Consider the following 26,612-nt stretch of genomic DNA (forward strand, 5'->3'; position numbering starts at 1 on the left):
AAATCAGAGAGTTAGATCTGGTCGGCCTGGGGTCTTGCCTTTCCGGGCCGGGAGACGAAACTCTAGTCCATGGTCAAGCCGCCCTCTCTCGCCCCGGCGGCCGCGCCGCTCCCTCTCGCGTCGGTTGCTGCGCCGCCCCAGGAGGGTCGGCTGCGGCTCAGAACCCTGGTGCTCATCCGTTGGATCGCCCTGCTAGGACAGGCGATATCCCTGGCGGTGGTCTACTTCGGCCTCGGATTCGAGATCCCCTTCGTGCCCGCGATGGCAGTGATCGCGGCCTCCGGCGCACTCAACGTGGTGATCTCCATCGCCCGCCCGACGGCGACCTGGGTCAGCGACCGTGAGGCTTTCTGGAATCTTTGCTTCGACCTGGTGCTGCTGGCTGCGCTTTTGTGCCTCACCGGCGGCCTGCAGAATCCCTTCTCCATCCTCATCCTCGCGCCGGTAGTGATCTCCGGCTGGGCACTGTCACGCCGCAGCACCATGGTGCTCTCGGCCATGGCCGTCGTCCTTGCCTCCTTCCTCGCGGTCTGGCACCTGCCGCTGCCCTGGCCGCAGGCCGGCATCCTGCTGTCGCCGACCTACATCGCCGGCGTCTGGGTGGCGCTGGTCATCGCGGTGATCTTCATCGCTTCTTACGTCTCCTCGGTGGCGCAGGAGACCCAGCGCATGTCGCAGGCTCTTTCGGCCACGCAGCTGGCACTGGCGCGCGAGCAGCAGCTATCGGCGCTTGGCGGCCTGGCTGCCGCGGCGGCGCACGAGCTGGGCACGCCCCTCGGCACCATCGCGGTGGTGGCGCGCGAGCTGCAGCGCGAGTTGCCGGAGGGTTCGCCGCTGCGTGACGATGTCAACCTGCTGCATGCCGAATCGCTGCGCTGCCGCTCGATCCTCGCGAGCCTGGCCGAACGGCCCGAGAGCGACGACGGCTCGCCGTATCATCAGCTGCCGATGGTCGCCCTTGTCGAGGCCGCGGCCGCGCCGCACCGGCGCGACGGTGTCGAACTGGAGATCAATGCCACGCCAGCGATCGACAGCACCGCGCCGCAGCCGACGGTGACGCGCAATGCCGAGGTGCTGCATGGGGTCGGCACCATCATCCAGAACGCGGTGCAGTTCGCCCGCAAGCGGGTGCAGGTGGAGCTGACCTGGGACGAGGAGTCGGTGATGCTGCGGATCGCCGACGACGGCCCGGGCTTCGACCTGACGGTTCTCAGTCGGCTCGGCGAACCCTATTATTCGACCGGCGCCCGAGCGCGCCGGCGCGGCGAGGACCAGCACATGGGGCTCGGCATCTTCATCGCCCAGACGCTGCTGGCCCACCACGGGGCCACCCTGGATTTCTCCAACGACGTCGTCGGTAGCGAGGGGGTCGGCAACGAGGCGGTCGGCGGCGCCGTGGTGGAGATCCGCTGGCCGCGCAGCAGCCTGGAGGTCCCGGCGAGGGCTGAGCACGGCGGTGCAGCGGCGACGGCCGGCGTGCCGGGCTTTGGCAAAACGGAACAGGCATAAGTCGAGTGAGGAAAGCGGTATGACAGGCCAGTCGGAACCCGAAGGCCCTGAGAACGAAGAGACGCTGCTGCCGGAGGCGTTGCGCAACCTGCTGATCGTCGACGACGATCAGCGCTTCTGCGATCGTCTGGCCCGCGCCATGGAGCGTCGCGGCTTTGCCGTGCAGACCGCCTACAACGTGGCCGACGGGCTTGCCTTGGCACGACGCCTGGCTCCCCGTTACGCGGTCGTCGACCTGCGGCTCGACGACGGCTCCGGCCTTGAGGTGGTGCAGGCGTTGCGCGAGGCGCGCGACGACGCCCGCGTCATTGTGCTGACCGGCTACGGCAACATCGCCACGGCTGTCGCGGCGGTGAAGGCCGGCGCGACAGACTACCTGCCGAAGCCGGCCGATGCCGACCAGGTGGAGGCCGCACTGCTGGAGCGCGGCGAAGCACTGCCGCCGCCGCCGTGCAATCCGATGAGCGCGGACCGCGTGCGCTGGGAACACATCCAGCGCGTTTACGAGCAGTGTGATCGCAATGTATCGGAAACCGCGCGGCGCCTGCGCATGCACCGACGCACGCTACAGCGTATTCTCGCCAAGTATGCGCCGCGCAACTGACACGCCGCTGCTCAGCGATGCGGGGCCTGTCGGTTAGGAGGCTGCTTGCGCCGGACTGGCGACGCGGCGATGGCGCGCCAGGGCGGCGCTCAGGCGTTCGGCCGCCTCTTCGCGGGTGATTTTCTCGGACAGCAGGTGGTCCAGGAAGTAGCCCTGGAACAGCGAGATGCCCAATTTGTGGCCAAGGCCGATGGCATCGTCGGATTCACAGCGCATCATGATGATGCGGCGCGGGTTGGTGGCTTCGATGGCCGCGCGCAGCGTGTCACCGTCCTTGCCTTCGGCCTGCTGGCGCAGCTGCGGGGTCCAATGCAGCTTCACAAGCTCGAAACCCAGCTTGTGGCGGTCGATGAATGGCAGTGACAGCGCGGTCAGACCGTCGAGGCAGATGCGGTAGCCGCGGTCCAGCAGGAACTCGCGCGCGAAGATGAAGCGCGCGATATCGGCGAAGACGTCGGTCTTTTGAAGCTCAATGACGATGGTATTGCGGCGGGTCTTGTCGAGCAGACCGTCAAACTCAAGGAAGCGCGGCGACAGCACGCTGGCGATGTTGATGTTCAGGCTGAAGGAATGCTTCAGCGTCGCATCGTCGTTCTTGGTCAGCCAGGCCAGCATGCGCTGGTCCAGCTTGGTGGTGAGATACTGGAACAGCCAACGGTCGGAGATAAGATCCTGGTCCGGCAGCAGCGTCTGGCGCAGCGCGCCGATCGATGTGAACAGTTCGTAGAACAACGGCACCGGTCGGCCGTCGTCGTTGACTTCGCAGATCGCCTGCCGGCTGGTCATGCCTGAGAGGTCGGCCTGGGCGATGGCTTTCTCCAGTGCGGCCAGGTTGCCCAGATCGAGCGGCTTTCCGGCCCCCTGGCTCTTCTTGGCCGTGCGTGCGAGGCGCTCCTGTTCGGCGCGTGACTGGATCAGGGATTCAACGCGCTCGGTCAACTCGGTGAATTGGCTGTCGAGATCGAAATAGCTGCAGAAATCTTGAGTCGCGCTATCGCCATCGGCGAAGAACGGGTCGATCCCCAGCACATGACATATCCGCGCCAGCGCTTCATCGATGTGGGTCAGCGCCTCGCGGGAATAAACCACGAAGAGATCGTTTGTGGATGTCGCAAAGAGACTGGCGTCGCACTTCTTGGCATCGCGGGCCAGCATGGTGCGCACTACTTCGAAGCACTCGGGCAGGCGCTGGAAGGTGAGCAGCTTGGAAAGATGAACCTGGACGGCATAGTGGTCGCTGCCGGCGCGTTCCAGCCGCTTCACGTGGTTGAGCAGTGCCTGCTCCTGCATGCGTGGTTGCTGACTGGCTGACGTGTTCATCGGGGTAAGCGGCTCCCTGGTCGAATGCGGCCTGTCGACCTGCTCAAGAAGGATAGGAATCTAGCGCTTTCGATTTGGTTAAAATCCCGTTTGTATCTCTATCACGAGGGCGGAATTCCGACGTTTGGGAACGGCTTGCCTGCCTGCGCAGGATCCAGTAGGGCAGGTTGGGAAGAAAAGGAAATAGTGATCGTGGCGGCGTTCGAACGTTAAAAGTGTTAGTAAGAAATACTATTCAACCATTTGGCTCGATGAGCCGATTGCGTGATCGAAAGGGACCGGCCCGGCGCCGGCAGGCAAGCATGACCCGAGACAGCAAGGCCGGTACGCCGGATCGAAGTGATGGAGCCGGGCCCGACCTGGCTGGTGACGACGTGTCCGCCGCTATCGAGCGGCTGGTTGGTGTGCCGGTGCTGGTGCTGGGTGACATCATGCTGGACCGTTTCGTCTATGGCGCGGTCGAGCGCATCTCCCCTGAGGCGCCGATCCCGGTGCTGCGCATTGAGCGGGAAACCGCGATGCTCGGCGGCGCCGGCAACGTGCTGCGCAACCTGGCGGCACTCGGCGCCTGCCCGCGCGGCATCGCCGTCGTCGGCGAGGACACTGCCGGGGCGGAGGTCGAGGCTCTGGCCCGCGGCTGCCTGCAACCGGTCGGCGGCACCGTGGAACTGATCCGCGCCCAGGGCCGGCCCACGACCATCAAAGACCGCTTCATTTCCTCCGGGCAGCAGCTGCTGCGCGTCGACCGCGATCCGGAAGGCGTCCTCGGCGAAGGCGTCGAAGCCCGCGTGACGGCGGCGGCGCTGGCGGCGCTGGACGGCGCGGCGGCGGTGATTCTCTCCGACTACGGCAAAGGCCTGTTGAGCGACGGCGTGATCGCGGCGGTAATCGCGGCGGCGTCGGTGCGCGACTGCCCGGTGATCGTCGACCCCAAGGGGCGCGACTTCGCGCGCTACCGCGGCGCCGCTTGGATCACGCCCAATCGCCGAGAACTGCAGGAAGCCAGCGGCCTGCCGACCGGCGACGATGCCGCGGTGGCCTCGGCGGCGCTGAAGGTGATCGGCGAGGCCGGCATCGGCGCCGTGCTGGCGACGCGCAGCGAGCAAGGCATGACCGTCGCCACCGGTGTCGGCGCAACGCAGGTGCATCACTTGAAGGCGGAGGCGCGCGAGGTCTACGACGTCTCCGGCGCCGGCGATACCGTGGTGGCGGCTTTCGCGGCGGCGATCGGCGCCGGCCTGCCGGCGATCACTGCAGCGCAACTGGCCAACGTGGCCGCCGCCATCGTGGTCGGCAAGCTGGGCACGGCGGTGGCCCGGCCGGGTGAAATCCTGCACGCCCTGCATGCCTCCGAGCTGCTGGCGGCGGAGGCGAAGGTCAGCGATCTCGAAGGCCTCGCCGACCAGGTCGCCCGCTGGCGCCAAGCAGGGCTCACGGTCGGCTTTACCAACGGTTGTTTCGATCTGCTGCATCCGGGCCACGTCTCGCTGTTGGAACAGGCGCGCAAGGCCTGCGACCGCCTGATCGTCGGCCTCAACAGCGATGCCTCGGTGCGGCGTCTCAAAGGCACGTTGCGCCCGGTGCAGGGCGAAGCGGCGCGCGCCGCCGTGCTCGCCTCGCTGGCCAGCGTCAATCGGGTGGTGATTTTCGGCGAGGACACGCCGCTGAAGCTGATCGAGGCGCTGAAGCCCGACGTGCTGGTGAAAGGGGCCGACTATAGCCTGGCGCAGGTGGTCGGCGCCGATATCGTGCAGCGTTATGGCGGTCGCGTGGTGCTGGCCGAACTGGCGCCCGGCCACTCGACCACGGCCACCATCGAAAAGCTCGCAGGGGGCTGAGACGCGGATCCACGCTCAGAAACTGTCGAGTTGTCCGGGCAGGCTGTCCGGGTCGGTGAGCACCTGCAGGCGCCGGGCGGCAAGCCGGGCGAACTGCAGCAGCAGGGTGCGGCGGCGTGCAGCGTTCAGCGTGAGGCCGGCCGACTCGCGGATCACTGTCGCGCTATAGCCATCCGCGACCATGAGACCCTGGTCCGCCGGGATCAGCGACTGGGGAAAGCTTTCCGGCACCGCAAAATAGAAGGCGTCGCAGAATTCCAGGTAGCCGGGCCACTTCTGGTCGGTCCGGAAGTCCTCGATGCTCGATTTGATCTCTACGATGGTGATGCGGCTCTTGGCGTCGAAGCAGATGAGGTCGGCCCGGCGGCCCGAGGCAAGGGTAAACTCCGGCAGGCTGACCAGACCGTGGGCAGCAAAGAAACGGCTAAGGCCACGCGACAGCAGGGCCGCGGCGTGCGAGCGCTCTAATACTGTTGCCTCGTCGGGCAGCGATCTAAGATGGCTGTTGGGCGGGATCGGCATGGCCGCCAGGATAACCCGGCGACCGCTGCCATGCAGCAGATGTTAAGTCAGGAACTTTACAGCAGAGCCTGCAAAAGCAGCGCAGCACCCACGGCCGGCAGCATCCACAGGGCGGCGGTGATCGCGTAGCCCAGAATGTTGAAGGAGGCGGAGATGGCGCCTTCGCTGTAGAGCCGACCGAAGGTGCGGCGCTCGCGCCCGAGCAGCAGCACCAGGTAGTAGCGCCCGCGCCCGATCGGCAGCGAGCGGCGGATCTCCACCGAGTGCTTGGCGATGCCGCGTGCCCCGAACATGGTCTTGATCGCCTCGCATTGCTCCGGCGAGAAGGACGCGGCGACGCGCGGGTCGATGCGTTTGAAATAGTGATCCAGGAAAGGATCGCCGGTGTTCTTGGGGGCGATCTGCGGCGAATCGATCGAGCGGGGCTCGCTGGCGGCGGGAACGGAAACGGCGGATGCGTCTTCCGATGTCGCGGACTGCTGGAACATTGAGCCGGCTCCCTGCCTTGCCTATCGCTGATTGACCAGAGAATGTCACAAGGCCGCTTAAGAAGCTGTTAAGGGATCGATTCAATTTAGGCTAAGTGGTCCGGGCCGGGACCGGTCTCCGCCGGCCGTACGGGATGCATTCGGGGCTTGGCACCTCTATATTCCCATTGGCCGGCGTGACCGGCTTCACAACCTGGAGGTTCTTTTCGATGGCATCAACCGGGTCTACCCCGGGCCAAGGCGGCCCCAGCTGGCTAAGACCGCTGGTGGACTACGGCCCCTTGGCGGCATTCTTCCTTGTCTACTGGCTAAGGGATCTGACCGCCGCCACGGTGGCGATCATGGCGGCGACCGCGGTCGCGCTGGTGCTGGCGCTGCTCGTCGAGCGCCGGGTCCCCATGATGCCGCTGGTCACCGCCGCCGTGGTCGGCATTTTCGGCGGGCTGACGCTGTGGCTGCAGGACGAGACCTTCATCAAGATGAAGCCGACCATCGTACAGCTGATCTTTGCGGTCGTGCTGTTCGGGGGGCTGCTGCTGAAGCGCCCCTTGCTGAAGCCGCTGCTCGGCTCGGCCTGGCCGCTCGACGACGACGGCTGGCACAAGCTGTCGTTCCGTTTCGCCGTTTTCTTCCTCGCCATGGCCGCGGTGAATGAGGCGGTCTGGCGCACCCAGTCGACCGATTTCTGGGTCACCTTCAAGGTATTCGGCATCATGGCGCTCACCTTCGTATTCGTCGCTTCCCAGGTCTATTTCATGCGCGCGCACATGCTGGGTTTGGACGACGACGCCGACAAGGAAGGGGCCGGCAAGCACGGCGAATGAGCGTGTTCCTGGCGCAAGAAAAGGGCCGGCACCGCTGGCGCGATACCGGCCGGAGTGAGGTCGGAAAGTGCAGCCTGCCTCAGGCCGGGCTGTGAGGACCACGCCGGGAGTGAGACCGGCGGGATAAGGCCGCGGCTGCGGCAGGTTGCTCCGGAACGACGGGGCAGCTGCATCGGGGAAGAGTCATGCTTCCCGGCGCGCGCTCACCATCATAACCCTTGGCATAGCGTTTTGTTGGAGCCTGTCCGCCTGCCGGCTTCATTTTCAGACCACCCTGTTGATCGGTCTGAAAAGGAAACCTATTGAAACTCAAGGAGATTAGACCGCAAAGACCGGGGCAATGGAATTGCACGAATTCTCATTGTGATATAACAATTCCTGATGGCTCTCCTGCGACACCGGCTGCCGCCGGCGAACTCCCTGGTGACCTTCGAGGCCGCCGCGCGGCACCTCAATTTCACCCGCGCGGCGGCCGAGCTGAGCGTGACCCAGGCGGCGGTCAGCCGACAGGTCCAGCTGCTGGAGGACAACCTCGGCCAGCGCCTCTTCGAGCGCCAGCCGCGCGGTCTGGCGCTGACCGCGGCGGGGACGCGGCTGTTCGCCGCCGTCACCATGGGCCTCGGGCACATCGCCACGACGGCCGCCGACCTGCGGCGGGTACGGCGCGAAGGGGAACTGACGGTCTCGACCAGCGTCACCTTCGCCAACTACTGGCTGATGTCGCGGGTCGCCAAGTTCCGTGCCGCGCACCCGGAGATCCAGTTGCGCCTGGTCGCCTCGGCGCCGGTGCGCGACCTCACCGCCTCGGGCATCGACCTCGCGGTGCGTTACGGACGCGGCCGCTGGACCGGGGCTGAGGCGCTGCACCTGCTCGACAATCACGTCTTTCCGGTCTGCGCGCCCGCCTACATGGCGCGGCGCCGCCCGCTGCAGTCGGTCACCGACCTCTTGGAGGAGACGCTGCTGCACCTGGTGGAGTTCGACCGCAACTGGGTGAGCTGGGAGGCCTGGCTCGCCGCCATGGGCGTCACTGCCCGCCCACGCGGGCCGAGCCTGGAGTTCGACAACTATCTGGTTCTGACCCAGGCGGTACTGGACGGCCAGGGCATCGCGTTGGGCGGTGGCCGCCTGGCCGAGGACTTTCTCGCGCGCGGCGTCCTTATCCGCCCCATCGAGGCGACGCTGCGCTCGGAGCAGTCATTCTACCTGCTGGTCCCCACCGACCCGCCGCTGACGCCGCAGGCGGCGGCCTTTCGCGACTGGATCCTGGTCGAGGCGAAGGAAAGGACGGCATGAGGAAGCCGGCGGTTCAGTTCAGCTGGCGGGCGAGCTGGTCTAGGGTGTAGCGCTGAGCATCCGACAGTGCGCCCTCCTCGACGGAGGCGACGCGCTCGATCATGCCCATAAGCTGGTCCTTCTCGACGTCGCTCAGCTTGCCCTCCAGGTTCCGCGCGAGGCGGCGCACTGCTTCGTCCATGTTGGTCGACTGCTGCACCAGCCAGCGTCCGTAGGCCCCGATCTGCTCGGCCTCGCCGGCGTCGGTCTGAAAGCCGCGGCGGCATTCCTCCGCGATGCTGGCGATTTCTGCGCGGCCGATGCCGCCGTCCATGCTGGCGAAGGCCGCGAGGATGCCGGCAGCGGCGAGGCGCGGATCGTCGATGCCGTCCAGCGGGTTGGTGTTGGACTTGCGCCGATAGCCGAAGCGGCGCACCGCGGCGCGGACGTCGTCGGCGGTGTCGATGACGGCCTTGGCGGCCAGGCGCGCGCGCCAGAGCCAAAAGCCAACGCCGATGGCGACGCCGAGGATCGCGAGCAGTATGTGCATGGGCAGTCTTCCGCTCCATAACCCGTGATGGAGCAAGATCCTAGGCGGGCAACCGCAGATTTTGAAGCGGGATTCGGCGGTGCGGAGTGGAACTGAGGGGAGAAAGCGCCGATCGGCACCCGCAGACCTTTCCAGCAGCCGGATCAATTCTGTCGAAGGTGCATCTTGATTCATGGTGCGGAAAGCAGAAGAACGAGACTATCGTCCGACGAAATCCGCCTTATTCTGCCAGCCGCACCGCTCGTGCGGGTGACTGGTTTTCCCCAAGATACACGCCTCGCACCGTGGCCCTCACTCGCGTCAGAGGCCGCTCAACGATGAACTGCATCGCGGCGGCAATAACCACGGAGAGAAAGACGCCACCGATAAACCAAGCTATCCCTGGCTTCGGGGTTGCCGCGCTAAGGCAAACTAGAACCGCATAGTGATTAAGATAGAGGGAATACGAAAGATCACCTAACCGGCGGTCCATGCGGGTGGAGATAAGAAAGGCCTCGGTCCGGCTTAGTACGACAAGTGCCGCTAGGAAGAGAACAAAGACGATGCCGCCGCCCGTGGTTCCCACATGTTCAAAGCCCAAATACAAGCTAGCGAGCGCTGCAACTAGTAAGACGAGATAAACGCCCGGCGACCGCGTTCGTCGGGCAAAGAAGATCGTGATGCCAAGCAAAAAGAACGGTGCGAAGCGAGCATAGAAAACGACGCTATCGAGCGTCAGCAGATTGGCACCCGCTAGTATTACGCAGCCGAGCGTTGCAATGGCCATTGCTATAGCTCGTATGGCCCACGACCGCGGCACCAAAGCAACGGTAATCGTGAGTAATACATAAAACATCACTTCTACGTTGATCGCCCATACGTACCGGACGAAAAGATAGATACGGCCGAAGTAATACCACGCTTCATCCGGCCTCAAAAAAGGGACGATCGCTAATGTATTGTAGCCAACGTTTGCGGTGGTCCAAATCTCGGCCGATACAGGGTTGATTCCCTCGAAAGCGACCGCACGATCTAGCAGGCCGAGCCGCGTGACTGAAAAATGAACAATCAGCGAAAGGATTAAAGCACCGAGGAACCCAGGTACAATTTTCAGGATGCGGTTTATCGCAAGCGCCTGCCAGCGACCTGCGTAAAACGTCGAGGCTGCCTCAGCCAAAATGAACCCTGAGAGGACAAAAAAACATAGAACCGCCGCACTGCCCATCCTGCTTGCGGCAATAAGATCACCCAGTGTCCCGCCAGCCAGCCATCCGCCGTGACCGAAGACGACGGCGAGCGCGAGGATGAAACGGAAGGCTCCAAACGGCCGATAGGGAGCCTGGGAGACTTTCGAGTTTTCGCGTGAAGCGTCTATCATGGCTTAAGCGTAAGACAGGGTCTTAAAAGGCAGCCTATCCACAACAGCTGGTGCCCAGATCCCTTCCACGCGCATTAGCCACTACCGATTGGTAAGATCGAAATTCAGGGTTGGCGGACCCGACAGGATTCGAACCTGTGACCTCTGCCTTCGGAGGGCAGCGCTCTATCCAGCTGAGCTACGGGTCCCCATGGGCGTCTACCCTGGAATGGCGCGACAATACTGCAAGTATCCCAGGGGCGCAAAGGGCTTTGCCGCCCCGGTTTCCAGTCCTCCCTCGCCCGTTCAGCGGGCGGCGGCGGTCGCTTCCTCGGGGTCGGTGCCGTGCAGCGCGGCGGCGGCGTAGGCCTCTGCGCCCGACGGCAGCGGGCCCTTGGGGTCGCGGGTCCAGGCGGCGATGTCCTGTATCACCACCTGGGCCTGCAGGTCGCGCAGCAGCATATGCCAGCCCTCGGGGTAAAGGGCGAAGCGCTGGCGCCGGTCAGTCCTGCCTTCGTCCGCGGCCGGCAGGTTGCGCCAGAAGCGGAAAGTCGGCTTGGCCGGCACCACCTGATCGCGCGCGCCATAGAGCAGCAGGGTCTCGGCCTCCACCGTGGGAGCCGCCGCCAAGGCGGCGTCCATCAGGTTCACCAGGCCGTAGACGGCATCGGTGCGGGTTTCCTTGATGAACAGCGGGTCGCGGCCGAGGGCGCGCAGCATCTCGATGTTGTCGGAGGCCTGGATGCCGAGGCCGCGGCCGGAAAAGCGCGCCCAGGGGATCAGACGGGCACCGAGCCACAACGCGGCGCGCTGGTGGAACGGCATGGTGGAACGCGCCCAGACCGCCGGGGCCGCCAGGATGACACCGTCGGCCTCAAGAGCATTCACGGAAGTGTCGGAATCGGCCAGGGCGGCAAGGATCACCGCACCGCCCATGGACTCGCCCAGCAGGTAGAGCGGCAGGTCGGGATGGCGGCGGCGCAGCAGGCGGGCGGCATCGGCGAGGTCGCCGGTCAGCGTGTCGATGCCGGGCCACAGGCCGCGGTTGGGCGCCGCGCCGAAGCCGCGCTGGTCGTAGGCGTAGACGATGAGGCCCTCGGCGGCCAGTGCCGCGCCGGAGTTCGCAAAGGCGTGGCTGTAGTCGTTGAAGCCGTGCAGGGCCAGGATCATGCCGTGCGGCGCCTTTCCCTCGGCCGGCGTCCAGCGGCGCAGCGGCAAGCTCGTTCCGTCGGCGGTGATGAAGCGGTCGTCGGCTATGGCCGGCGCCGCGAGGCCCAGGGTCTCCAGACCGGGCCCCGGCGGCGCGAGGCGCGGGGCGCAGGCGGCCAGAATCAGGAACAACAATGCCGGCAGCAGCCGCGCCCGCATCCGCCAGTCGTGCCGCCCGCTAGGCCGCCGCATCGTCACCTTTGGCGTCGGGGGCGTCTCCGCTGCCGTCATGGGCGCCGCGGGTCAGCTGCAGGAAGATGTCCTCCAGATCGGTCTCCTCGGTCGACATGTCGACGACGGAAAGGCCGGCGCCCGTGACGGCGGCGAGAATCTGCGGAACCGGGCTTTCGCTGGCGCGGTAGTGGAAGCGCAGGCGGCGCGGGCCCACCTGGTCGGGCGTGAAGCCGGCCAGGCTGTCGGGCACGCCGGCGAGATCCTGGCCGAAGACCAAAGTCAGCGTCTTGTTGTCGAGCCGCGCCAACAGGCTGCCGGTGTCGTCGCAGGCGATCACCCGTCCGTGGTTGATGATGGCGATGCGGTCGCAGAGCTCCTCGGCCTCTTCCAGGTAGTGCGTGGTCAACAGCACCGTGGTGCCGGCACGGTTCAGCTCGCGCACGTTGGCCCAGAGCTGCTGGCGCAGCTCGATGTCGACGCCCGCCGTCGGCTCGTCGAGCACCAGCACCGGCGGCTGGTGCACCATGGCCTTGGCCACCATGAGGCGCCGACGCATGCCGCCGGACAGGGTGCGTGCATAGGCCTCGGCCTTGTCCGCAAGGCCCATGGCGGCGAGGATGCGGTCGCTCATGCGCTCGGCCGGCGGCACGCCGTAGAGACCGGCCTGCAGCTCCAGCAGCTCGCGCGGCGTGAAGAAGGGATCGATGTTCAGTTCCTGCGGCACCACGCCGATGGCTGCGCGTGACTGGCGCGGGTTCGCATCGATGTCGTAGCCCCAGATGCTGGCGCTGCCGGCGGTCTTGTTCACCAGGCCCGCCAGGATGTTGATCAGCGTCGACTTGCCGGCGCCGTTGGGGCCCAGCAGGCCGAACAGGCTGCCGCGCGGGATGTCCAGGTCGACCGCCTTCAGGGCGGTCTTGGCCGGCGACTTGCCGCTGGCTTTGTAGGTCTTGGTCAATCCGCGCACTGAAACGGCCAACTCAGGCAGGGCCGGGTTCGCGGTGACGTCGCCGGCCTGGGTTCGGCTGGAAGTGTCTTGGGTCATTACGGCCTATTCTAGCAGGGCTACCCCAAACAGCGGTACTCGGGGTCGGCGGCATTCGGATCGCCGGCACCCGGTCCGGGGGGAGCGTCGGAGGCAGAGGTCTGCCACAGTACGGGCGGCGGCCATGGGTAGCACCGCCCCGCTGGCGGGGTCAACACGGGCGGCGAGGCGCTGAGCGCAAGCGCGTTTGCACCCTGTTCAATTGCTGATTTCTTTTCCTATACCGGAATTAGGTCGCGCGCGCCCGTGGAAGCTCGGATACAAGCCTTTTGCCTTCGGCAGGCTGCCAGTGCTATCGGGAACCCATGACGCGCCCGACTTCCCGTTATCAGCCGCTGCTGAGCGGCCATCCCACGATCGCCTGGCCGGCGCTGCCGGCGCCCGAGGCGGCCCGGCTGGCGGCCCTGCTGCTGCAGCTGGACGCCAGCCAATGGTGGACGCCGGAGGACCTGCGCGCCCAGCAGCTGCACCAGGCCGCCAACCTGCTGCATCATGCCTATCGCCAGATCCCCTACTATCGTGACCGCCTAGCCGAGGCGGGCTATCTGCCGGGTAAGCCGGTGACGGAGGAGGTGTGGTCGCGCATTCCGATCCTCACACGCAGCGCCCTGCAAGAGGCCGGCACCAGCCTCTATTGCCCGGAGGTGCCGAAGGACCACGGCGGCATCTACGAGATTTCTTCGAGCGGTTCCACTGGCCAAGTCGTTACCGTTCGAGGCACCCGCCTCGCTCAAGCCATGTGGGATGCCATTACGCTCCGTGATCATCTTTGGCACGGTCGCGATTTCTCAGCGGTCATGGCGGCAATCAGGCCTTTCGCTGCGGGCGTGGCAGATCTCCCGAAGGGAGGAAGATCTGCGTCCTGGGGACGCTCCACGCACAGCTTCGTTGAGACCGGCCCCAGCGCCGTGCTGAACGTCTCAACCTCGGCGGAACAACAGGCCGAATGGTTGTTGCGGGTTCAGCCGGAATATCTTCTGACATATCCATCAGCACTGCGCGATCTGCTGATCTACTGCGGTAGGAAAAGTATCAAGATACCTAGCCTTCGAGGCGTGCGGACTCTATCTGAACTTCTTGCGCCCGAGATCAGGGAGTTGTGTCGTGAGATTTGGCAGCTTGAAATAGTTGACCTATACAGCACACAGGAAAACGGATATTTGGCTCTCCAGTGTCCGGAGAGTGATTCCTACCACGTCCAAGCCGAGTCGGTTATCCTTGAGGTTCTGGACGAAAACGGCACGCCGTGCCGCCCCGGGGAGGTCGGCCAGGTCGTTGTCACGTCACTTCTCAATTTCGCGATGCCGCTGATTCGCTATGCCATCGGCGATATGGCGGAGCCAGGCGATCTCTGTTCTTGCGGCCGCGGTCTGCCGGTGCTCAGCCGCATCCTCGGTCGGGTCCGTAACACATTGCGCTATCCGGACGGAAGGCGTGGCTGGCCGATGCTGGGCGACATCTACCACGCCGGCGTCGAGGGCATATACCAGTATCAGATTGTACAGCGCAGCCTTGAAGATATCGAACTTAGGCTTGCGACGGCCGCACCCTTGAGGCCAGTGGACGAGGACAAACTACGAGAATGGCTGCGCTTCCGCAGTGGCTACCCGTTTCGCGTCACCTTCAGTTATCCTCCTGAGATTCCCCGCGGGCCGGGCGGCAAGTTCGAAACCTTCCGAAGTGAACTGCCTGCCACCCTGCCCGAAAAACAAGAAGATTGAACCTTGGTCGTCTGACGCTATCATCGCCGCCACGACGCCCCCTTTCGGCCCGACCGACGATCTGGAGAGACGCTATGCAGCCGCCCGAAACCATCCTCGTGGACAAGCCTAAGGTGGCCTGCGACGGCGGCAAGGCTTCGCTCGGCCACCCCCGCGTCTTCCTCAACATGGAAGGCAAGGGCCAGATCGACTGCCCCTACTGCGGGCGCCGCTTCGTGCTGAAGCAGGACACCGCGGCGGAGTAGTCAGCAGTCTGGCAGTTTGCCGGCGTTCCCCCGCTCAAGGGGCCGCTGAACGCTCGACTTAGCCGGGGGGCTCCGGCATTCTCCCCGGCATGACGACAGCCCCCTATAAGCACCTCTACCTGGTCGACGGCTCCGGCTACATTTTCCGGGCCTACTTCGCCATTCCGCCGCGTAATACCTCCGACGGCAGGCCGGTCAACGCCACCTTCGGCTTCACCAACATGCTGGTGAAGCTGCTGCGCGACAGCGACGCCGACGCCATCGCCGTCATCTTCGACGCTTCCGCCAAGACGTTCCGAAACCAGATCTATCCCGAATACAAGGCGCACCGCCCGGAACCGCCGGAGGATCTCGTTCCCCAGTTCGCGGCGATCCGCGAGGCGACGAGGGCCTTCAATCTGCCCTGCATCGAGCTGGAAGGCTACGAGGCCGACGACCTCATCGCGACCTATGCGCGCCAGGCCAAGGCCGCGGGCGCCGAGGTCACCATCGTGTCCTCGGACAAGGACCTCATGCAGCTGGTCGATGGCGGCATCACCATGCTGGACCCGATCAAGGAGCGTAAAATCGGCCGCAACGAGGTGGTCGAGAAGTTCGGCGTGCAGCCGGAGAAGGTTGTCGACGTGCAGGCCCTGGCCGGCGATTCCACCGACAACGTGCCGGGGGTGCCGGGCATCGGCATCAAGACCGCGGCGCAACTGATCGAGGAATACGGCGACCTGGAAACGCTCCTCGCAAGGGCAGGCGAGATCAAGCAGCCCAAGCGCCGCGAGAAGCTGCAGGAAAACGCCGAACTCGCGCGCATCTCGAAGAAGCTCGTGACCCTGGCGCAGGACGTGCCGGTCACGGCCGATCTCAAGGAGTTCGGTCTGAAGCTGCCGGAACCGGAGGCACTGCGCGGCTTCCTGGAGCGCTACGAATTCCGCTCCCTGCTGCGCCGCCTTTCCGAGCAGCTGGGCGGGACCGAGGACGCGGCGACACCTGCCGCGGCGCCGCCGGAATCACCTAAAGAGGCAGCCTACGAACTGGTACAGGACGTCCTGGAGCTTGAGCGCTGGGTGGCGGCGGCACAGCGCCGCGGCGTGGTTGCGGTAGACACCGAGACCACGTCGCTGGATCCGCTGACGGCCAATCTCGTCGGCGTGTCGCTGTCGACCGCCGCCGGCAAGGCCTGCTACATCCCGCTCGGCCACACCGGCAGCGGTAGCGCTGACGGAAAACCGGATCAGGGTGGACTCGACCTGGACGGCGCCGTCGAAGCGCCGAAGCAGATCCCCTTGGACAAGGCCATCGCCGTGCTGAAGCCGATGCTGGAGGATCCCGGCATCCTGAAGGTCGGCCAGAACATCAAATACGACATGCTGATCCTCGCGCGCCACGGTATCTCGGTGGCGCCGATCGACGACACCATGCTGCTGTCCTACGTGGTGGAAGGTGGCATGCACGGCCATGGCATGGACGAACTGGCGCAACTGCATCTCGACTACCAGACCATCAAGTTCAAGGACGTCGCCGGCAGCGGCAAGAATCAGATCACCTTCGACAAGGTGCCATTGGACAAGGCGCTTGATTACGCTGCCGAGGATGCCGACATCACCCTGCGCCTCTTCGAGATGCTGAAGCCGCGCCTGGTGACGGACCGCCTTGCCACGGTTTACGAGACCATCGAACGGCCGCTGGTGCCGGTGCTGGCGGAGATGGAACTGACCGGTATCAAGGTCGACCGCGATACCCTGCGGCGCATGTCGAACGACTTCGCCACGCGCATGGGCGAGCTGGAAAAGCAGATCTACAAGCTGGCCGGCCGCGAGTTCACCATCGGCTCGCCCAAGCAGCTGGGTGAAATTCTCTTTGATGAGATGTCGCTGGACGGCGGCAAGAAAGGCAAGTCCGGTGCCTATGCGACCGGCGCCGACATCCTGGAGGCGCTGGCCGCCCAGGGGCACGATCTGCCGGCGCGCGTGCTCGACTGGCGCCAGGTGTCGAAGCTGAAGAGCACCTACACCGACGCGCTGCAGACCCAGATCAATCCCAACACCGGCCGGGTCCACACGTCCTACTCGCAGGCGGTCGCTTCCACCGGCCGACTGTCGTCCAACGACCCAAACCTGCAGAACATCCCCGTGCGCACCGAGGAAGGCCGCAAGATCCGCACCGCCTTCGTCGCCGAAAAGGGTCACGTGCTGCTCAGCGTCGACTACAGCCAGATCGAGCTGCGCCTCACCGCCCACATCGCCGAAGTGGAGTCCCTGAAGCAGGCCTTCCACGAAGGCCAGGACATTCACGCCATCACCGCTTCGCAGGTCTTCGGCATTCCCGTCGAGGGCATGGACCCGATGGTCAGGCGCAAGGCCAAGGCGATCAACTTCGGCATCATCTACGGCATCTCCGCCTTCGGCCTGGCGCAGAATCTCGGTATTCCCCAGGGCGAGGCCAGAGCCTATATCGATGCCTATTTCGAGCGCTATCCGGGCATCCGCGCCTACATGGACAAGATGAAGACGGCGGCGCGCGAGCAGGGCTTCGTTACCACGCTGTTCGGGCGCAAGGTTCACATTCCGGGCATCAAGGACAAGAACCCAGCGATGCGCAGCTTCTCCGAGCGCGCGGCGATCAACGCGCCGATCCAGGGCACCGCCGCGGACATCATCAAGCGCGCGATGATCCGCGTGCCGCCGGCGCTGGAGCACGCCAAGCTCGGCGCGCGCATGCTGCTGCAGGTGCACGACGAACTGCTGTTCGAAGTCCCCAAGGACGAGGTCGAGGCAACTTCGGCCCTGGTGCGCGAGGTGATGGAAAACGCCTGTGCCCCGGCGGTCGAGCTGTCGGTGCCGCTGGTTGCCGACGCCGGCACCGGCGCCAACTGGGCCGAAGCGCACTAGGCAGAGATGGCCGGACAACCGCTGCGCCCCCTGCCCGCTCCCAAGTCCGACTTCATCGGCCTGGAGGGCAAGGTGCATCTGGCGACGGGCGGCGAGCCGCCGCTGCTGGTGAAACACCGGGAGGCCTTTGAGGCCTTTGCCATCGACAAGGCCCGTGGCTTCGACGGTTATTGGACCCACTGGAAGGTCGACGACGAGGTTCGCGTGACCGTGGCGCGAATGATGTGTCTAGAGCCCGGCGACATTGCCCTGCTCGGCAATGCTTCCGACGGGATCATGAGCGTGGTCTCCGGTATCGACTGGCGGCCCGGCGACAACGTCGTCGCGCCGGAATTGGACTACGCCTCCGGCCGTTATGCGCTGGCCAGCCTGAAGGCGCGGGGTGTCGAGTTGCGCCTGGTGCCGGCGCGCGGCTGGGCTCTGAACGAGGACGATCTGCTCGCGGCCTGCGACTCGCGCACGCGCCTGGTCTACGTCAGTCAGGTGAACGCCCTCACCGGCCAGCATGTAAACCTGGAGAAGCTCTCGGCAGGACTGAACGATGGCCCGATGCTGCTGGTCGACGCCAGTCATGCCTTCGGCGTGGTGCCGCTGCGCGGCGACCTCTCGGACTTCCTGGTTACCGCCTGCTACAAATTCGCGCTCGGCATTCATGAGGGGATTCTCGGCTGGAACCGCAGGCGGCAGCCGGACTTCGCGCCCGGTGGCGCCGGCTGGTCTTCCGCCACGGCGGGGCCGACCGCCGCCGACTACGTGATGAAGCCCGACGCGCGGCGCTTCGAATACGGCAACGCCGGGCACCTCGGCGCCTACCTGCTGCGCGAGTCCCTCACCTATCTTGAAAGCTTCGGCATCGACGCCATCACGGCACACGTCCGTAGCCTGGCCGAGCGCCTCATCGCCGGCGTCGGCGCGCTCGGACTGGAGGTGATGACGCCGGCCGGGCCCGAGAATCACGCCGGCAACGTCTGCTTTCGCTGCGCCGATCCGGAGGCGGTGATGCGCCGCGCCGCGGAAGAGGCTATCCTTGTCTGGAGCGACAACGGCCGGGTGCGGATTTCGGTGCACCTCTTCACGACGCAAGGGGACGTCGAGATCTTCCTGGAACGCCTGCCTCGCTTTTTGCGTTGAGGCGCACGGCAAAGGAGACCGCATGGCCGAAGCGCGGCTGAAGAAGATTCTGAGAGATCTCTACACCGGCAGGAGCCAACGGGCGACGAACTTCCGCTACGGACTCCTCGCCTTCGACCTGGCGACCATTGCCTTCTTTGTGGTGACGGCGCCAGAGTTTCCGACGCCCTTCATCCTGACCGTCGATTTCATTCTCGGCTTGATCATCCTCGCCGACTTCCTGGCGCGGCTGTGGATCGCGCCGGCGCGGCTGCGCATGCTGCGCCAGCTCTACACGGTGGCGGACGTCCTGGTGATCCTGACCTTGCTGCTGGCACCTTTCTTCTCGACCAGCTTCGCTTTCCTGCGCGTGCTGCGCGCGATGCGGCTGCTGCACTCCTACCACGTACTGCGCGACCTGCGCGAGGAGACGGACTTTTTTCGCCGGAACGAGGAGGTCATCGTCGCCTGTGTGAATCTCTTCGTCTTCATATTCCTGGCAACGGCGCTGGTCTTCACCCTGCAATACCGCCGCAATCCCGACATCGAGAGCTATGTCGACGCGCTCTACTTCACGGTGACGACGCTGACCACCACAGGATTCGGCGACATCACCATGACCGGCAGCGGCGGGCGTCTGCTGGCCGTCGGCATCATGGTGATCGGTGTGGCGCTGTTCTTCCGCCTCGCGCAGGCCGTCGTGCGGCCGACGAAGGTCCGTCACGCTTGTCCGACCTGTGGGCTCGACCGCCACGAGCCTGACGCTGTGCACTGCAAGCACTGCGGAGAAACCATCAGGATCCCGACGCATGGCGTCGAATAGAAGCGGCCCGCCCTGACGGGCGGACCGCTGCTGCGACGATGCGACCTTGGCTCAGGCCGCGGCGTGAATGCCGGCGGCCTTCACGCCGTCGTCGACGTAAGTCTCGAACTGCTTGAAGTTGGTTTCGAAGCGTTTGGTCAGGTCGCGCACCGTCAGGTCGTAGGCCTGCTTGTCCCGCCAGGTATTGCGCGGATTGAGCACCTCCGCCGGCACGTCCGGGCAGCTCTCGGGCATCAGCAGCCCGAATTGCGGATGCCTGGCGACGGCGATCTCCCCCAGCTTGCCCGACAGGGCCGCGCGCACCATGGCGCGGGTGTAGGCGATCTTCATGCGGTTGCCCGTGCCGTAAGCCCCGCCGGTCCAGCCGGTGTTGACCAGCCAGCAGTTGGCGCCGGTTTTCGCCATCTTCTCCCCCAGCATTTTCGCGTAGACCGAGGGGTGCCGCGGCATAAAGGGTGCGCCGAAGCAGGTGGAGAAGGTCGCAGACGGCTCGTTGCCCATGCCCTTTTCCGTGCCGGCGACGCGCGCGGTGTAGCCGGAGAGGAAGTGGTACATCGCCTGTTCGGGTGTCAGCCTGGAAATCGGCGGCAGTACGCCGAAGGCATCGGCGGTCAGCATGACGATGTTCTCCGGCTGGCCGCCGCGGCCCCCCGGTGCCACATTGGGGATGAAGTCCAACGGATAGCTCGCCCGCGTGTTCTCGGTGTAGCGGTTGTCGTCGAGGTCGAGCAGGCGTGTCGCCGGGTCGAGGACGACATTCTCCAGCACCGTTCCGAAGCGCCCGGTGGTGGCATAGATCTCCGGCTCGGCTTCGGGATCCAGGCGGATCACCTTGGCATAGCAGCCGCCCTCGAAGTTGAACACGCCATTGCTGGACCAGCCGTGCTCGTCGTCGCCAATCAACTGACGGCTGGAATCGGCCGACAGCGTCGTCTTGCCGGTGCCGGAAAGTCCGAAGAAGATCGCCGTGTCACCGGCCTGGCCAATGTTGGCCGAGCAGTGCATCGGCAGCACGTCTTTCTCCGGCAGCAGGTAGTTGAGGATCGAGAAGATCGACTTCTTGATCTCGCCCGCATAGACCGTGCCGCCGATGATCACCATGCGGCGCGCGAAGCTGACCACGATGAAGCTTTCGCTGTTGGTGCCGTCGGTCTCCGGATCGGCGTGCAGGAAGGGCGCGTGCAGCACGGTGAACGAAGGCTGGAAGCCGCCGAGGTCGGCCTCGGGCGGCTGGATGAACATGTTGCGGGTGAAGAGAGAGTGCCAGGCGCTCTCGCTGACCACGCGCACCGCCAGACGATGGTCTAGGTCGGCGCCGGCGTAGACGTCCTGCACGAAGACGTCGCGGCCGCGCAGGTAGTCGACCAGTTTGCCATAGAGGCGCTCGAAGCCGGCCTCGCCGATGGCGACGTTCACGTCGCCCCACCAGATGTCGCCCTCGGTCGCCGCCTCGCGGACGATGAACTTGTCCTTGGGGGAGCGTCCGGTGTGCTTGCCGGTCAGGACGACCAGGGCACCGCCTTCGGCCAATTGGCCTTCGCCGCGTTTCAGGGTTTCTTCGTAGAGCGCCGCGACGTCCGAGTTCCAGTAGGCGGTTCGGATGTCCTTCAGGCCGTGTTGGCCGAGCCCGTTGCGGCTGATGACCTTACCAATCTGTTCCAACGCACTTTCCTCCCATCAAGAGCTAATGGAGGGACCCCGCGACCGCTGGATTTGCGGCGGCCGTGTGTAGGGGACGCTCCTCCACCCGATATCGTTCCCGGGGCCTTCTGGCGGACCCCTGGCGGCAAACGCCGCCCATCCTTGGGACGGCGGCGCCACGCTGACAGATAGTCGATAGCGCGCGGCTTTTCCACAAGGCCAATGTGTCTTTATGTGGTTCCGGGGCACCGCGGGTTTTCCCGGAACATCGCTCACGGCGCGTGGCACCGGGCGGATGAAATTAACCCTTCGCGCGGATTAAGCGCTTGTTCATGAATACAAATTAGAAATTATCCACAGCGCCGCGGCGATTGCCGCATGCCGTCTGGCCAGCAAGAGCCAGTCTCGAGTGGGAAATGCCCCAGACATCGTCTGGAGGCTGCATGGTTACCGAGAACATCGCCGTTAGAAAGTCTGCCGCCCGTGGACCGCGGGGGGCCGGCCTGCCGCTGCGCCGCGTCCGTCGCACGGCGACGCCGCCGCGCCCGCTCAGCCTGGCGCTGCAGGGTGGTGGCGCTCACGGCGCCTTTACCTGGGGCGTGCTGGACCGCCTGCTGGAAGAACCCTGGATCGCCATCGACGGTCTCAGCGGTGCCAGTGCCGGCGCCTTGAACGCTGCCGCGCTGGCGAGCGGCTGGCAGGCCGGAGGCCGGCACCCGCGGGCCGCTGCACGCGAGACGCTCGAGCGCCTGTGGCGGCGGATCGGCACCCTGGCAGACTTCGGCCCACCGCTGATGGCGGCACCGGCCTTCCAGATGATGACCCGCCTCTTCTCCCCCTATCAGCTGAACCCGCTGAACGTGAACCCGCTGCGCGGCGTGCTGGAAGAGGTCATCGATTTCGAGGCCTTGCAGCATGCCCGCGCGCCGCGCCTCTTCGTTTCGGCCACCGACCTGAAGCAGGGCCGCGCCGTGGTCTTCGAGAACGAAGAGATGAGTGTCGACGCCCTGCTCGCCTCGGCCTGCCTGCCGCATCTCTATAAGGCTGTGACGATCGGCGATGCGCACTACTGGGACGGCGGCTTCATGGCCAACCCGACGATCTTCCCGCTGGTGTTCAACTGCGATGCCCGCGATGTGCTGATCGTGCAGATCGACTCGCCGACGACCGAAGACCTTCCGCGCAGCCCCAGCCAGATCGACACCCGGCGCAGCCAGATCGTGTTCAACGCCCCCCTGATGCGTGAGCTGGAGGCGTTGGGCTATATGGGCCGCATGGCCGGACGGCGCGGCTGCGGCCTCAGCGACCGGGTGAAGGGCCTTAACCTGCACATGCTGCACGGCGGCGCCGCCATGCAGGGCCTCGACGTCGCCTCCAAGCAACGTGCCGACTGGGGCTTCCTCAGCACGCTGAAGGAAACCGGCCGCGCCGCGGCGCAAGCCTGGCTCGCCGCCCACCGCGACGACCTGGGCGAGCGCTCCACCCTCACCCTGTCCTAGATTGGATCACGGTGAGATGGAGCCACTGAGCGGCGGTGGATCCCCTTCGGCGAGGCCATCCGACCCTGAACTGATCTAGTCTGCGCCGCTCTCCGCCGCTGCGGTCAGCAGGCCGTGCTTGCGCAGGCGGCCCCGCAGCTGGTCATAGGTGAGGCCCAGTTGCTTGGCCGCGGCGCGTTGATTGTAACGCTGCGCCGCCAGGGCCTGGCTCAAGAGGTCGTGTTCCACGCGCTTTAACGCTGCATCGAGATCGAAGGCCCGCGTCGGGTCAGAGAGAATGCTCCCCGGCGTAGTGTTGCCCGTGGCGGCCTCGGGCCCTTTGGTGGGTTCAGTCCCGGCCTTGGTCCCGATCCTTGCCGCAGACAGCGGCGCCAGGGTCCAGGGGCTGGCGAAGGGATCGATCACCACGGTCGCGATCTCTTCATCGGGCTTCCCGCGTGCCACCGATCGCTCGACCACGTTGCGCAGCTCGCGCACGTTGCCGGGCCAGTCGTGCGCCAGCAGCCGCTCCATCGCTGCATCGGTGAAGCCGGGAAACTGCGGCCAGTCCAACTCCTTGGCCATCTCGCGGGCGAAGTGACTCGTCAGCAGGGGAATGTCTTCGGGCCGCGCGCGCAGCGGCGGCAGCGTCAGCACCTCGAAAGCGAGGCGGTCCAGCAGGTCGGCGCGGAAGCGACCCTCGGCAGCCGCGGCCGGCAGGTGCTCGTTGGTGGCGCCGATTACGCGCACGTCGACCTGCAAAGTGGCGTTGCCGCCGACCCGTTCGAAGGCGCCGTACTCGATGACGCGCAGCAGCTTTTCCTGCACCGCCGGGCTGGACGCCGCAATCTCGTCGAGGAACAGGCTGCCGCTGTCGGCGATCTCGAAGCGGCCGGCCCGCCGCTTCGCCGCGCCGGTGAAGGCGCCGGCCTCGTGACCGAACAGCTCGGTCTCCAGCAGGCTCTCGGCCAGCGCCGCGCAGTTCAGCTTAACGAAAGGGCCGCCCCAGCGGCGTGACAGGAAATGCAGGCGGGCGGCCACCAACTCCTTGCCGGTGCCGCGCTCGCCGATCACCAGCACCGGACGGTCGAGCGGCGCCACCCGGGAGATCTGCTCGGCGAGCGTCATGAAGGCGGGCGACTGACCCAGCAGCGGCGGCAAATCGGGACTGATCATCGCGTCAGAATAGCCAATAAATGGGGAAAATCACCATAAAACGGTCTATGAACCAGGCCCCCAATCCCGACCCCGCCTCCCTTCCAGGCTATTTATCGTTGCAAAACAATAACTTATAGTCTCTGAGCGGACTTGGCACGCGGATTGCCAATAGTTATGGCGGATGGCCGAAAAGCCCCAAGCCAAGAACACCACCAAGCCAGACAGAGAGCGCACGACGATGAATCGCTGGAACGACACTTCCGACTTTCGCACCTCCGGCCCCACTTCTTCTGGGCGTGCCGGCCCGGGGCGAGAGTTTTTTGGCCGAGCCTGCGGCGGACGGGAAGGCTTCGACCGCTGGGTCGAGCGCACCCGGCTCTATCTGAGGAGCCGCACCGCCGATCACTGGCTGATGTTCATCGCCGGATTGCTGCTCGGCGCCCTCTTAGTCTAAGTCGCAAGACCTGACCCCAAATGATCAACACGGTGCCCTTGCACCAGTCACCACCGAGATAACCGAGACAGACGATAAGGACCGACAACAATGGGTATCTTCTCCCGCCTCGCCGACATCATAAATTCCAATCTCAATTCCATCCTTGATCGGGCCGAGGAGCCCGAGAAGATCATCCGCCTGGTCATTCAGGAGATGGAGGACACCCTTGTCGAGGTGCGTTCCACGGCGGCCAAGACCATCGCAGAGAAGAAGGAGGCCAACCGCCGTCTGGCCCGCCTCGCCGAGGCACAGCAGGGCTGGCAGGAGAAGGCGGAGCTTGCCCTCTCCAAGGGCCGCGAGGATCTCGCCAAGGGCGCCCTGGTCGAGAAGTCGAAGCTGGCCGAGGCGGCCGCGATGCTGCGGGAGGAACTGGAAGAACTGGACGCCATGCTGCAGCAGGACGAGGCGGACATCGGCAAGCTGGAGAGCAAGCTGCGTGAGGCCAAGGCAAAGCAGCAGTCGCTGGCTGCGCGCCACGAGACCGCCAGCTCTCGCCTCAAAGTGCGCCGCAACCTTTACGATGGCCGCGTCGACGATGCCTTCGCCCGTTTCGAGCAGGTCGAAAAGAAGCTCGATGCCAAGGAAGGCGAGGTCGAAGCTTTCGATCTCGGCCGCGGCAAGTCGCTGGCCGAGGAGATCTCCGAACTGGCCGCCGAATCGGCCATCGAGGATGAACTGACGGCCCTGAAGGCGAAGCTTGCCCAGTCAAAGGGCGGCGCCAAGCCGGCCGGTGGCGAATAAGGCGCGGCCGGGCCGGGGAGCTTAGACATCCATGGACTATACCGTACTGGGCATCCTGTTCCTCGCCGTGGTGGCGCCGATCTGGATCATCGCCCACTACACCACGCGCTGGAAGGCGACCAAGGCCCTCTCTAGCGACGAGGAGCAATTGCTCGAAGAACTGTGGAAGAACTCCGAGCGCATGGAGCAGCGCATCAATGCGCTGGAACGCATCCTCGACGCCGAGGTGACGGACTGGAGGAAACAGCTGTGATCAGCCCGCAAAACCACCAGAACCGGCCTTCCGGGAATAGCGGTCACGGGCATCCGTCTGCCGGCCCGAAGCCGAGCCGGCTCTACCGCAATAGGGAGCGTGGGCGCATTTTTGGCGTCTGCGCGGGCCTTGCCGACTACTTCGGCATCAGCCCCTTCCTGGTGCGCATCGCGGCGGTCATCGCGGTCTTCATGTTCCCTCCGCCGACCATCATCTGCTACCTGCTGGCGACTCTGCTGATCGACCGCGCCCCGGCCTATCAGTACGAGTCGGACGCGGAGAAGGAGTTTTGGCGCCAGCTCCGCCTGAAGCCGAGCGAGAGCCTGTCACGGCTGCGCCACCGCTACCGCGAACAGGAGCAGAGGATCCGCAACATGGAGGCCTTCGTCACCTCCTCCGAGGCCAAGCTCCACCGCGCCTTCCGCGATCTGGAAAGCTGAGCTTCCATCTAACCCTTTGAATTAACGCAATTGCTGCGCAGCATGGAATTTCATGCTGCGCAGCAATTCTTCGCTCAGACGCAGCAGGCGGTCTCGCGGCCGGCGGCCGGCGGCGTGCCGCAGGACTGGTCGCTGCAGCAAGCGACAGCCGGCAGGTCTTCGCCGTAGACGACCGCTTCGCCGTGACTGTGGAAAGTCTCCCAGGCGATTCCCTGGGGATCATTCACCCAGGCCTTGTGGGAGCGGGCGTAGCAGCAGGTCGTGTCCTTCTGCTCTACCAGGCGCGCACCGGAGGCGGCGAGCCGCCCGGCGACCTCGCGCAGTTCGGCCTCGTCTTCGACCTGGATGCCCAGGTGATCGAGGCCTGCTTGGCGGGCGCGCTGGGACATGGCGAAGTTCACCCGCGGGTCGTCCAGCATCCACTTGGCGTAGTCGTGCTTCAGGACAGCGGGGGCGCCGCCGAACAGGTTGGTATAGAAGTCAACCGAGGTGGCGAGATCGTCGACGCTGAGATGGACGTGAAGGCGCTTCATCGGGCGGACTCCTTAGGGCTTGAAGGGGGTGTGCTGAGGGCTGCGGTCCGTGGTGCCGTGCAGCGCCCGCCGCAGCAGTTCTCGGTGAGATAGGCGACCAGGCTGCCCATCGCCGCAAAGTCGGCAGCATAGATGAGAGAGCGGCCCTCGCGCCGGCAGGTGATCAGGCCCGCCTGGCGCAGTTCTTTCAGGTGGAACGAGAGGGTGGCCCCCGGCAGGGCGAGCCTCGTGCCGATGTCGCCGGCTGCCAGCCCCTCCGGCCCGCCTTCGACCAGCAGGCGGAAAATGTCCAGTCGGCTTTCCTGCGCCAAGGCAGCCAAGCCCGCGAGGGCGTGAATCTTTTCCATAATTCCAGAATATTAGAAATGAAAAGAGAGATCAAGAACACTCTTCTTGT

26 protein-coding genes and 1 tRNA gene are annotated in these 26,612 nt (G+C 65.3%); 15 read left to right on the forward strand and 12 right to left on the reverse strand.

The window, feature by feature from the left end; translation table 11 throughout:
* The first annotated feature begins 69 nt into the window (after nt 1-69).
* Both WDC82_RS06900 and WDC82_RS06905 read left to right on the forward strand, forming a co-directional pair.
* Nucleotides 70-1,509 carry an ActS/PrrB/RegB family redox-sensitive histidine kinase gene (locus WDC82_RS06900; RefSeq protein WP_340116518.1) on the forward strand — a complete coding sequence of 480 codons (1,440 nt, stop codon included), beginning with the start codon at nt 70-72 and terminating at the stop codon, nt 1,507-1,509.
* 19 nt (nt 1,510-1,528) lie between these two features.
* Nucleotides 1,529-2,113 (forward strand): ActR/PrrA/RegA family redox response regulator transcription factor, encoded by a 585-nt coding sequence (locus WDC82_RS06905; protein WP_340116519.1) that lies wholly within the window; start codon nt 1,529-1,531, stop codon nt 2,111-2,113.
* A gap of 33 nt (nt 2,114-2,146) precedes the next feature.
* On the opposite strand, the gene WDC82_RS06910 is transcribed toward WDC82_RS06905, so the two are convergent.
* Nucleotides 2,147-3,433: a hypothetical protein gene (locus WDC82_RS06910; RefSeq protein WP_340116520.1), complete on the reverse strand. Its 1,287-nt coding sequence runs from the start codon at nt 3,431-3,433 to the stop codon at nt 2,147-2,149.
* A gap of 302 nt (nt 3,434-3,735) precedes the next feature.
* Between WDC82_RS06910 and rfaE2 the strand changes: the two genes are divergently transcribed.
* Nucleotides 3,736-5,271: a D-glycero-beta-D-manno-heptose 1-phosphate adenylyltransferase gene (gene rfaE2 / locus WDC82_RS06915; RefSeq protein ID WP_340116521.1), complete on the forward strand. Its 1,536-nt coding sequence runs from the start codon at nt 3,736-3,738 to the stop codon at nt 5,269-5,271.
* 15 nt (nt 5,272-5,286) lie between these two features.
* Here the strand turns inward: rfaE2 and WDC82_RS06920 are convergent, their stop codons facing one another.
* Both WDC82_RS06920 and WDC82_RS06925 read right to left on the reverse strand, forming a co-directional pair.
* On the reverse strand, nt 5,287-5,793 hold the full coding sequence (locus WDC82_RS06920; protein ID WP_340116522.1) for an MmcB family DNA repair protein: 507 nt from the start codon (nt 5,791-5,793) through the stop codon (nt 5,287-5,289).
* Nucleotides 5,794-5,849: 56 nt separating this feature from the next.
* The gene (locus WDC82_RS06925; RefSeq protein WP_340116523.1) at nt 5,850-6,281 is read right to left on the reverse strand and encodes a hypothetical protein; all 432 of its coding nucleotides are present in this window, start codon (nt 6,279-6,281) and stop codon (nt 5,850-5,852) included.
* A 209-nt stretch (nt 6,282-6,490) separates the two neighbouring features.
* Here WDC82_RS06925 and WDC82_RS06930 point away from each other — a divergent pair, with 209 nt between their 5' ends.
* Together WDC82_RS06930 and WDC82_RS06935 are read left to right on the forward strand one after the other, a co-directional pair.
* Nucleotides 6,491-7,105, forward strand: a complete 615-nt coding sequence (locus WDC82_RS06930) for a septation protein A (protein ID WP_340116524.1) — start codon at nt 6,491-6,493, stop codon at nt 7,103-7,105.
* Nucleotides 7,106-7,486: 381 nt separating this feature from the next.
* Nucleotides 7,487-8,401, forward strand: a complete 915-nt coding sequence (locus WDC82_RS06935; RefSeq protein WP_340116525.1) for a LysR substrate-binding domain-containing protein — start codon at nt 7,487-7,489, stop codon at nt 8,399-8,401.
* A 13-nt stretch (nt 8,402-8,414) separates the two neighbouring features.
* Here the strand turns inward: WDC82_RS06935 and WDC82_RS06940 are convergent, their stop codons facing one another.
* From WDC82_RS06940 to WDC82_RS06960, 5 genes are all read right to left on the reverse strand, one after another.
* A complete protein-coding gene (locus WDC82_RS06940) occupies nt 8,415-8,930 on the reverse strand; it encodes a TerB family tellurite resistance protein (RefSeq protein ID WP_340116526.1) in 516 nt (171 codons plus the stop codon).
* A gap of 220 nt (nt 8,931-9,150) precedes the next feature.
* Nucleotides 9,151-10,287, reverse strand: a complete 1,137-nt coding sequence (locus WDC82_RS06945; RefSeq protein ID WP_340116527.1) for an acyltransferase — start codon at nt 10,285-10,287, stop codon at nt 9,151-9,153.
* A 111-nt stretch (nt 10,288-10,398) separates the two neighbouring features.
* A tRNA-Arg gene (locus WDC82_RS06950) sits at nt 10,399-10,475 on the reverse strand.
* A 97-nt stretch (nt 10,476-10,572) separates the two neighbouring features.
* Nucleotides 10,573-11,667, reverse strand: a complete 1,095-nt coding sequence (locus tag WDC82_RS06955) for a lysophospholipase (protein ID WP_340116528.1) — start codon at nt 11,665-11,667, stop codon at nt 10,573-10,575.
* The gene (locus tag WDC82_RS06960; protein ID WP_340116529.1) at nt 11,654-12,694 is read right to left on the reverse strand and encodes an ABC transporter ATP-binding protein; all 1,041 of its coding nucleotides are present in this window, start codon (nt 12,692-12,694) and stop codon (nt 11,654-11,656) included. The genes WDC82_RS06955 and WDC82_RS06960 overlap by 14 nt, the downstream gene beginning before the upstream one ends.
* A 305-nt stretch (nt 12,695-12,999) precedes the next feature.
* On the opposite strand from WDC82_RS06960, the gene WDC82_RS06965 reads away from it, so the two are divergent.
* The 5 genes from WDC82_RS06965 (at nt 13,000) to WDC82_RS06985 (ending at nt 19,475) form a co-directional block, all read left to right on the forward strand.
* A complete protein-coding gene (locus tag WDC82_RS06965; protein ID WP_340116530.1) occupies nt 13,000-14,415 on the forward strand; it encodes a hypothetical protein in 1,416 nt (471 codons plus the stop codon).
* Nucleotides 14,416-14,489: 74 nt separating this feature from the next.
* Nucleotides 14,490-14,660, forward strand: a complete 171-nt coding sequence (locus tag WDC82_RS06970; RefSeq protein WP_340116531.1) for a zinc-finger domain-containing protein — start codon at nt 14,490-14,492, stop codon at nt 14,658-14,660.
* 89 nt (nt 14,661-14,749) lie between these two features.
* Nucleotides 14,750-17,542: a DNA polymerase I gene (gene polA, locus WDC82_RS06975; protein ID WP_340116532.1), complete on the forward strand. Its 2,793-nt coding sequence runs from the start codon at nt 14,750-14,752 to the stop codon at nt 17,540-17,542.
* Nucleotides 17,543-17,548: 6 nt separating this feature from the next.
* Nucleotides 17,549-18,673, forward strand: coding sequence for an aminotransferase class V-fold PLP-dependent enzyme (locus WDC82_RS06980; protein WP_340116533.1), 1,125 nt, complete (start codon nt 17,549-17,551; stop codon nt 18,671-18,673).
* Between the two features lie 22 nt (nt 18,674-18,695).
* Nucleotides 18,696-19,475 carry an ion channel gene (locus WDC82_RS06985; protein WP_340116534.1) on the forward strand — a complete coding sequence of 260 codons (780 nt, stop codon included), beginning with the start codon at nt 18,696-18,698 and terminating at the stop codon, nt 19,473-19,475.
* 51 nt (nt 19,476-19,526) lie between these two features.
* Here the strand turns inward: WDC82_RS06985 and WDC82_RS06990 are convergent, their stop codons facing one another.
* Entirely contained in the window at nt 19,527-21,137 is a 1,611-nt protein-coding gene (locus tag WDC82_RS06990) for a phosphoenolpyruvate carboxykinase (RefSeq protein ID WP_340116535.1), read from the reverse strand.
* A 422-nt stretch (nt 21,138-21,559) separates the two neighbouring features.
* Between WDC82_RS06990 and WDC82_RS06995 the strand changes: the two genes are divergently transcribed.
* Nucleotides 21,560-22,615 carry a patatin-like phospholipase family protein gene (locus WDC82_RS06995; protein WP_340116536.1) on the forward strand — a complete coding sequence of 352 codons (1,056 nt, stop codon included), beginning with the start codon at nt 21,560-21,562 and terminating at the stop codon, nt 22,613-22,615.
* A gap of 75 nt (nt 22,616-22,690) precedes the next feature.
* Here the strand turns inward: WDC82_RS06995 and pspF are convergent, their stop codons facing one another.
* On the reverse strand, nt 22,691-23,770 hold the full coding sequence (pspF, locus tag WDC82_RS07000; RefSeq protein WP_340116537.1) for a phage shock protein operon transcriptional activator: 1,080 nt from the start codon (nt 23,768-23,770) through the stop codon (nt 22,691-22,693).
* A gap of 163 nt (nt 23,771-23,933) precedes the next feature.
* Here pspF and WDC82_RS07005 point away from each other — a divergent pair, with 163 nt between their 5' ends.
* From WDC82_RS07005 to pspC, 4 genes are all read left to right on the forward strand, one after another.
* Complete coding sequence (locus WDC82_RS07005) at nt 23,934-24,206, forward strand: hypothetical protein (RefSeq protein WP_340116538.1); 273 nt, start codon at nt 23,934-23,936, stop codon at nt 24,204-24,206.
* A gap of 90 nt (nt 24,207-24,296) precedes the next feature.
* Nucleotides 24,297-24,989 carry a phage shock protein PspA gene (gene pspA / locus WDC82_RS07010; protein ID WP_340116539.1) on the forward strand — a complete coding sequence of 231 codons (693 nt, stop codon included), beginning with the start codon at nt 24,297-24,299 and terminating at the stop codon, nt 24,987-24,989.
* Between the two features lie 31 nt (nt 24,990-25,020).
* Nucleotides 25,021-25,242: an envelope stress response membrane protein PspB gene (gene pspB, locus WDC82_RS07015; protein WP_340116540.1), complete on the forward strand. Its 222-nt coding sequence runs from the start codon at nt 25,021-25,023 to the stop codon at nt 25,240-25,242.
* Nucleotides 25,239-25,682 (forward strand): envelope stress response membrane protein PspC, encoded by a 444-nt coding sequence (gene pspC, locus WDC82_RS07020; protein ID WP_340116541.1) that lies wholly within the window; start codon nt 25,239-25,241, stop codon nt 25,680-25,682. The genes pspB and pspC overlap by 4 nt, the downstream gene beginning before the upstream one ends.
* 74 nt (nt 25,683-25,756) lie before the next feature.
* On the opposite strand, the gene WDC82_RS07025 is transcribed toward pspC, so the two are convergent.
* Nucleotides 25,757-26,215, reverse strand: coding sequence for an ArsI/CadI family heavy metal resistance metalloenzyme (locus WDC82_RS07025; RefSeq protein WP_340116542.1), 459 nt, complete (start codon nt 26,213-26,215; stop codon nt 25,757-25,759).
* Nucleotides 26,212-26,562, reverse strand: coding sequence for a metalloregulator ArsR/SmtB family transcription factor (locus tag WDC82_RS07030; RefSeq protein WP_340116543.1), 351 nt, complete (start codon nt 26,560-26,562; stop codon nt 26,212-26,214). Before WDC82_RS07030 ends, WDC82_RS07025 begins: the two co-directional genes overlap by 4 nt.
* Nucleotides 26,563-26,612: the final 50 nt, after the last annotated feature.

The sequence above is a fragment of the Pelagibius sp. 7325 genome, assembly GCF_037652055.1.
GTDB lineage: Bacteria > Pseudomonadota > Alphaproteobacteria > Kiloniellales > Kiloniellaceae > Pelagibius.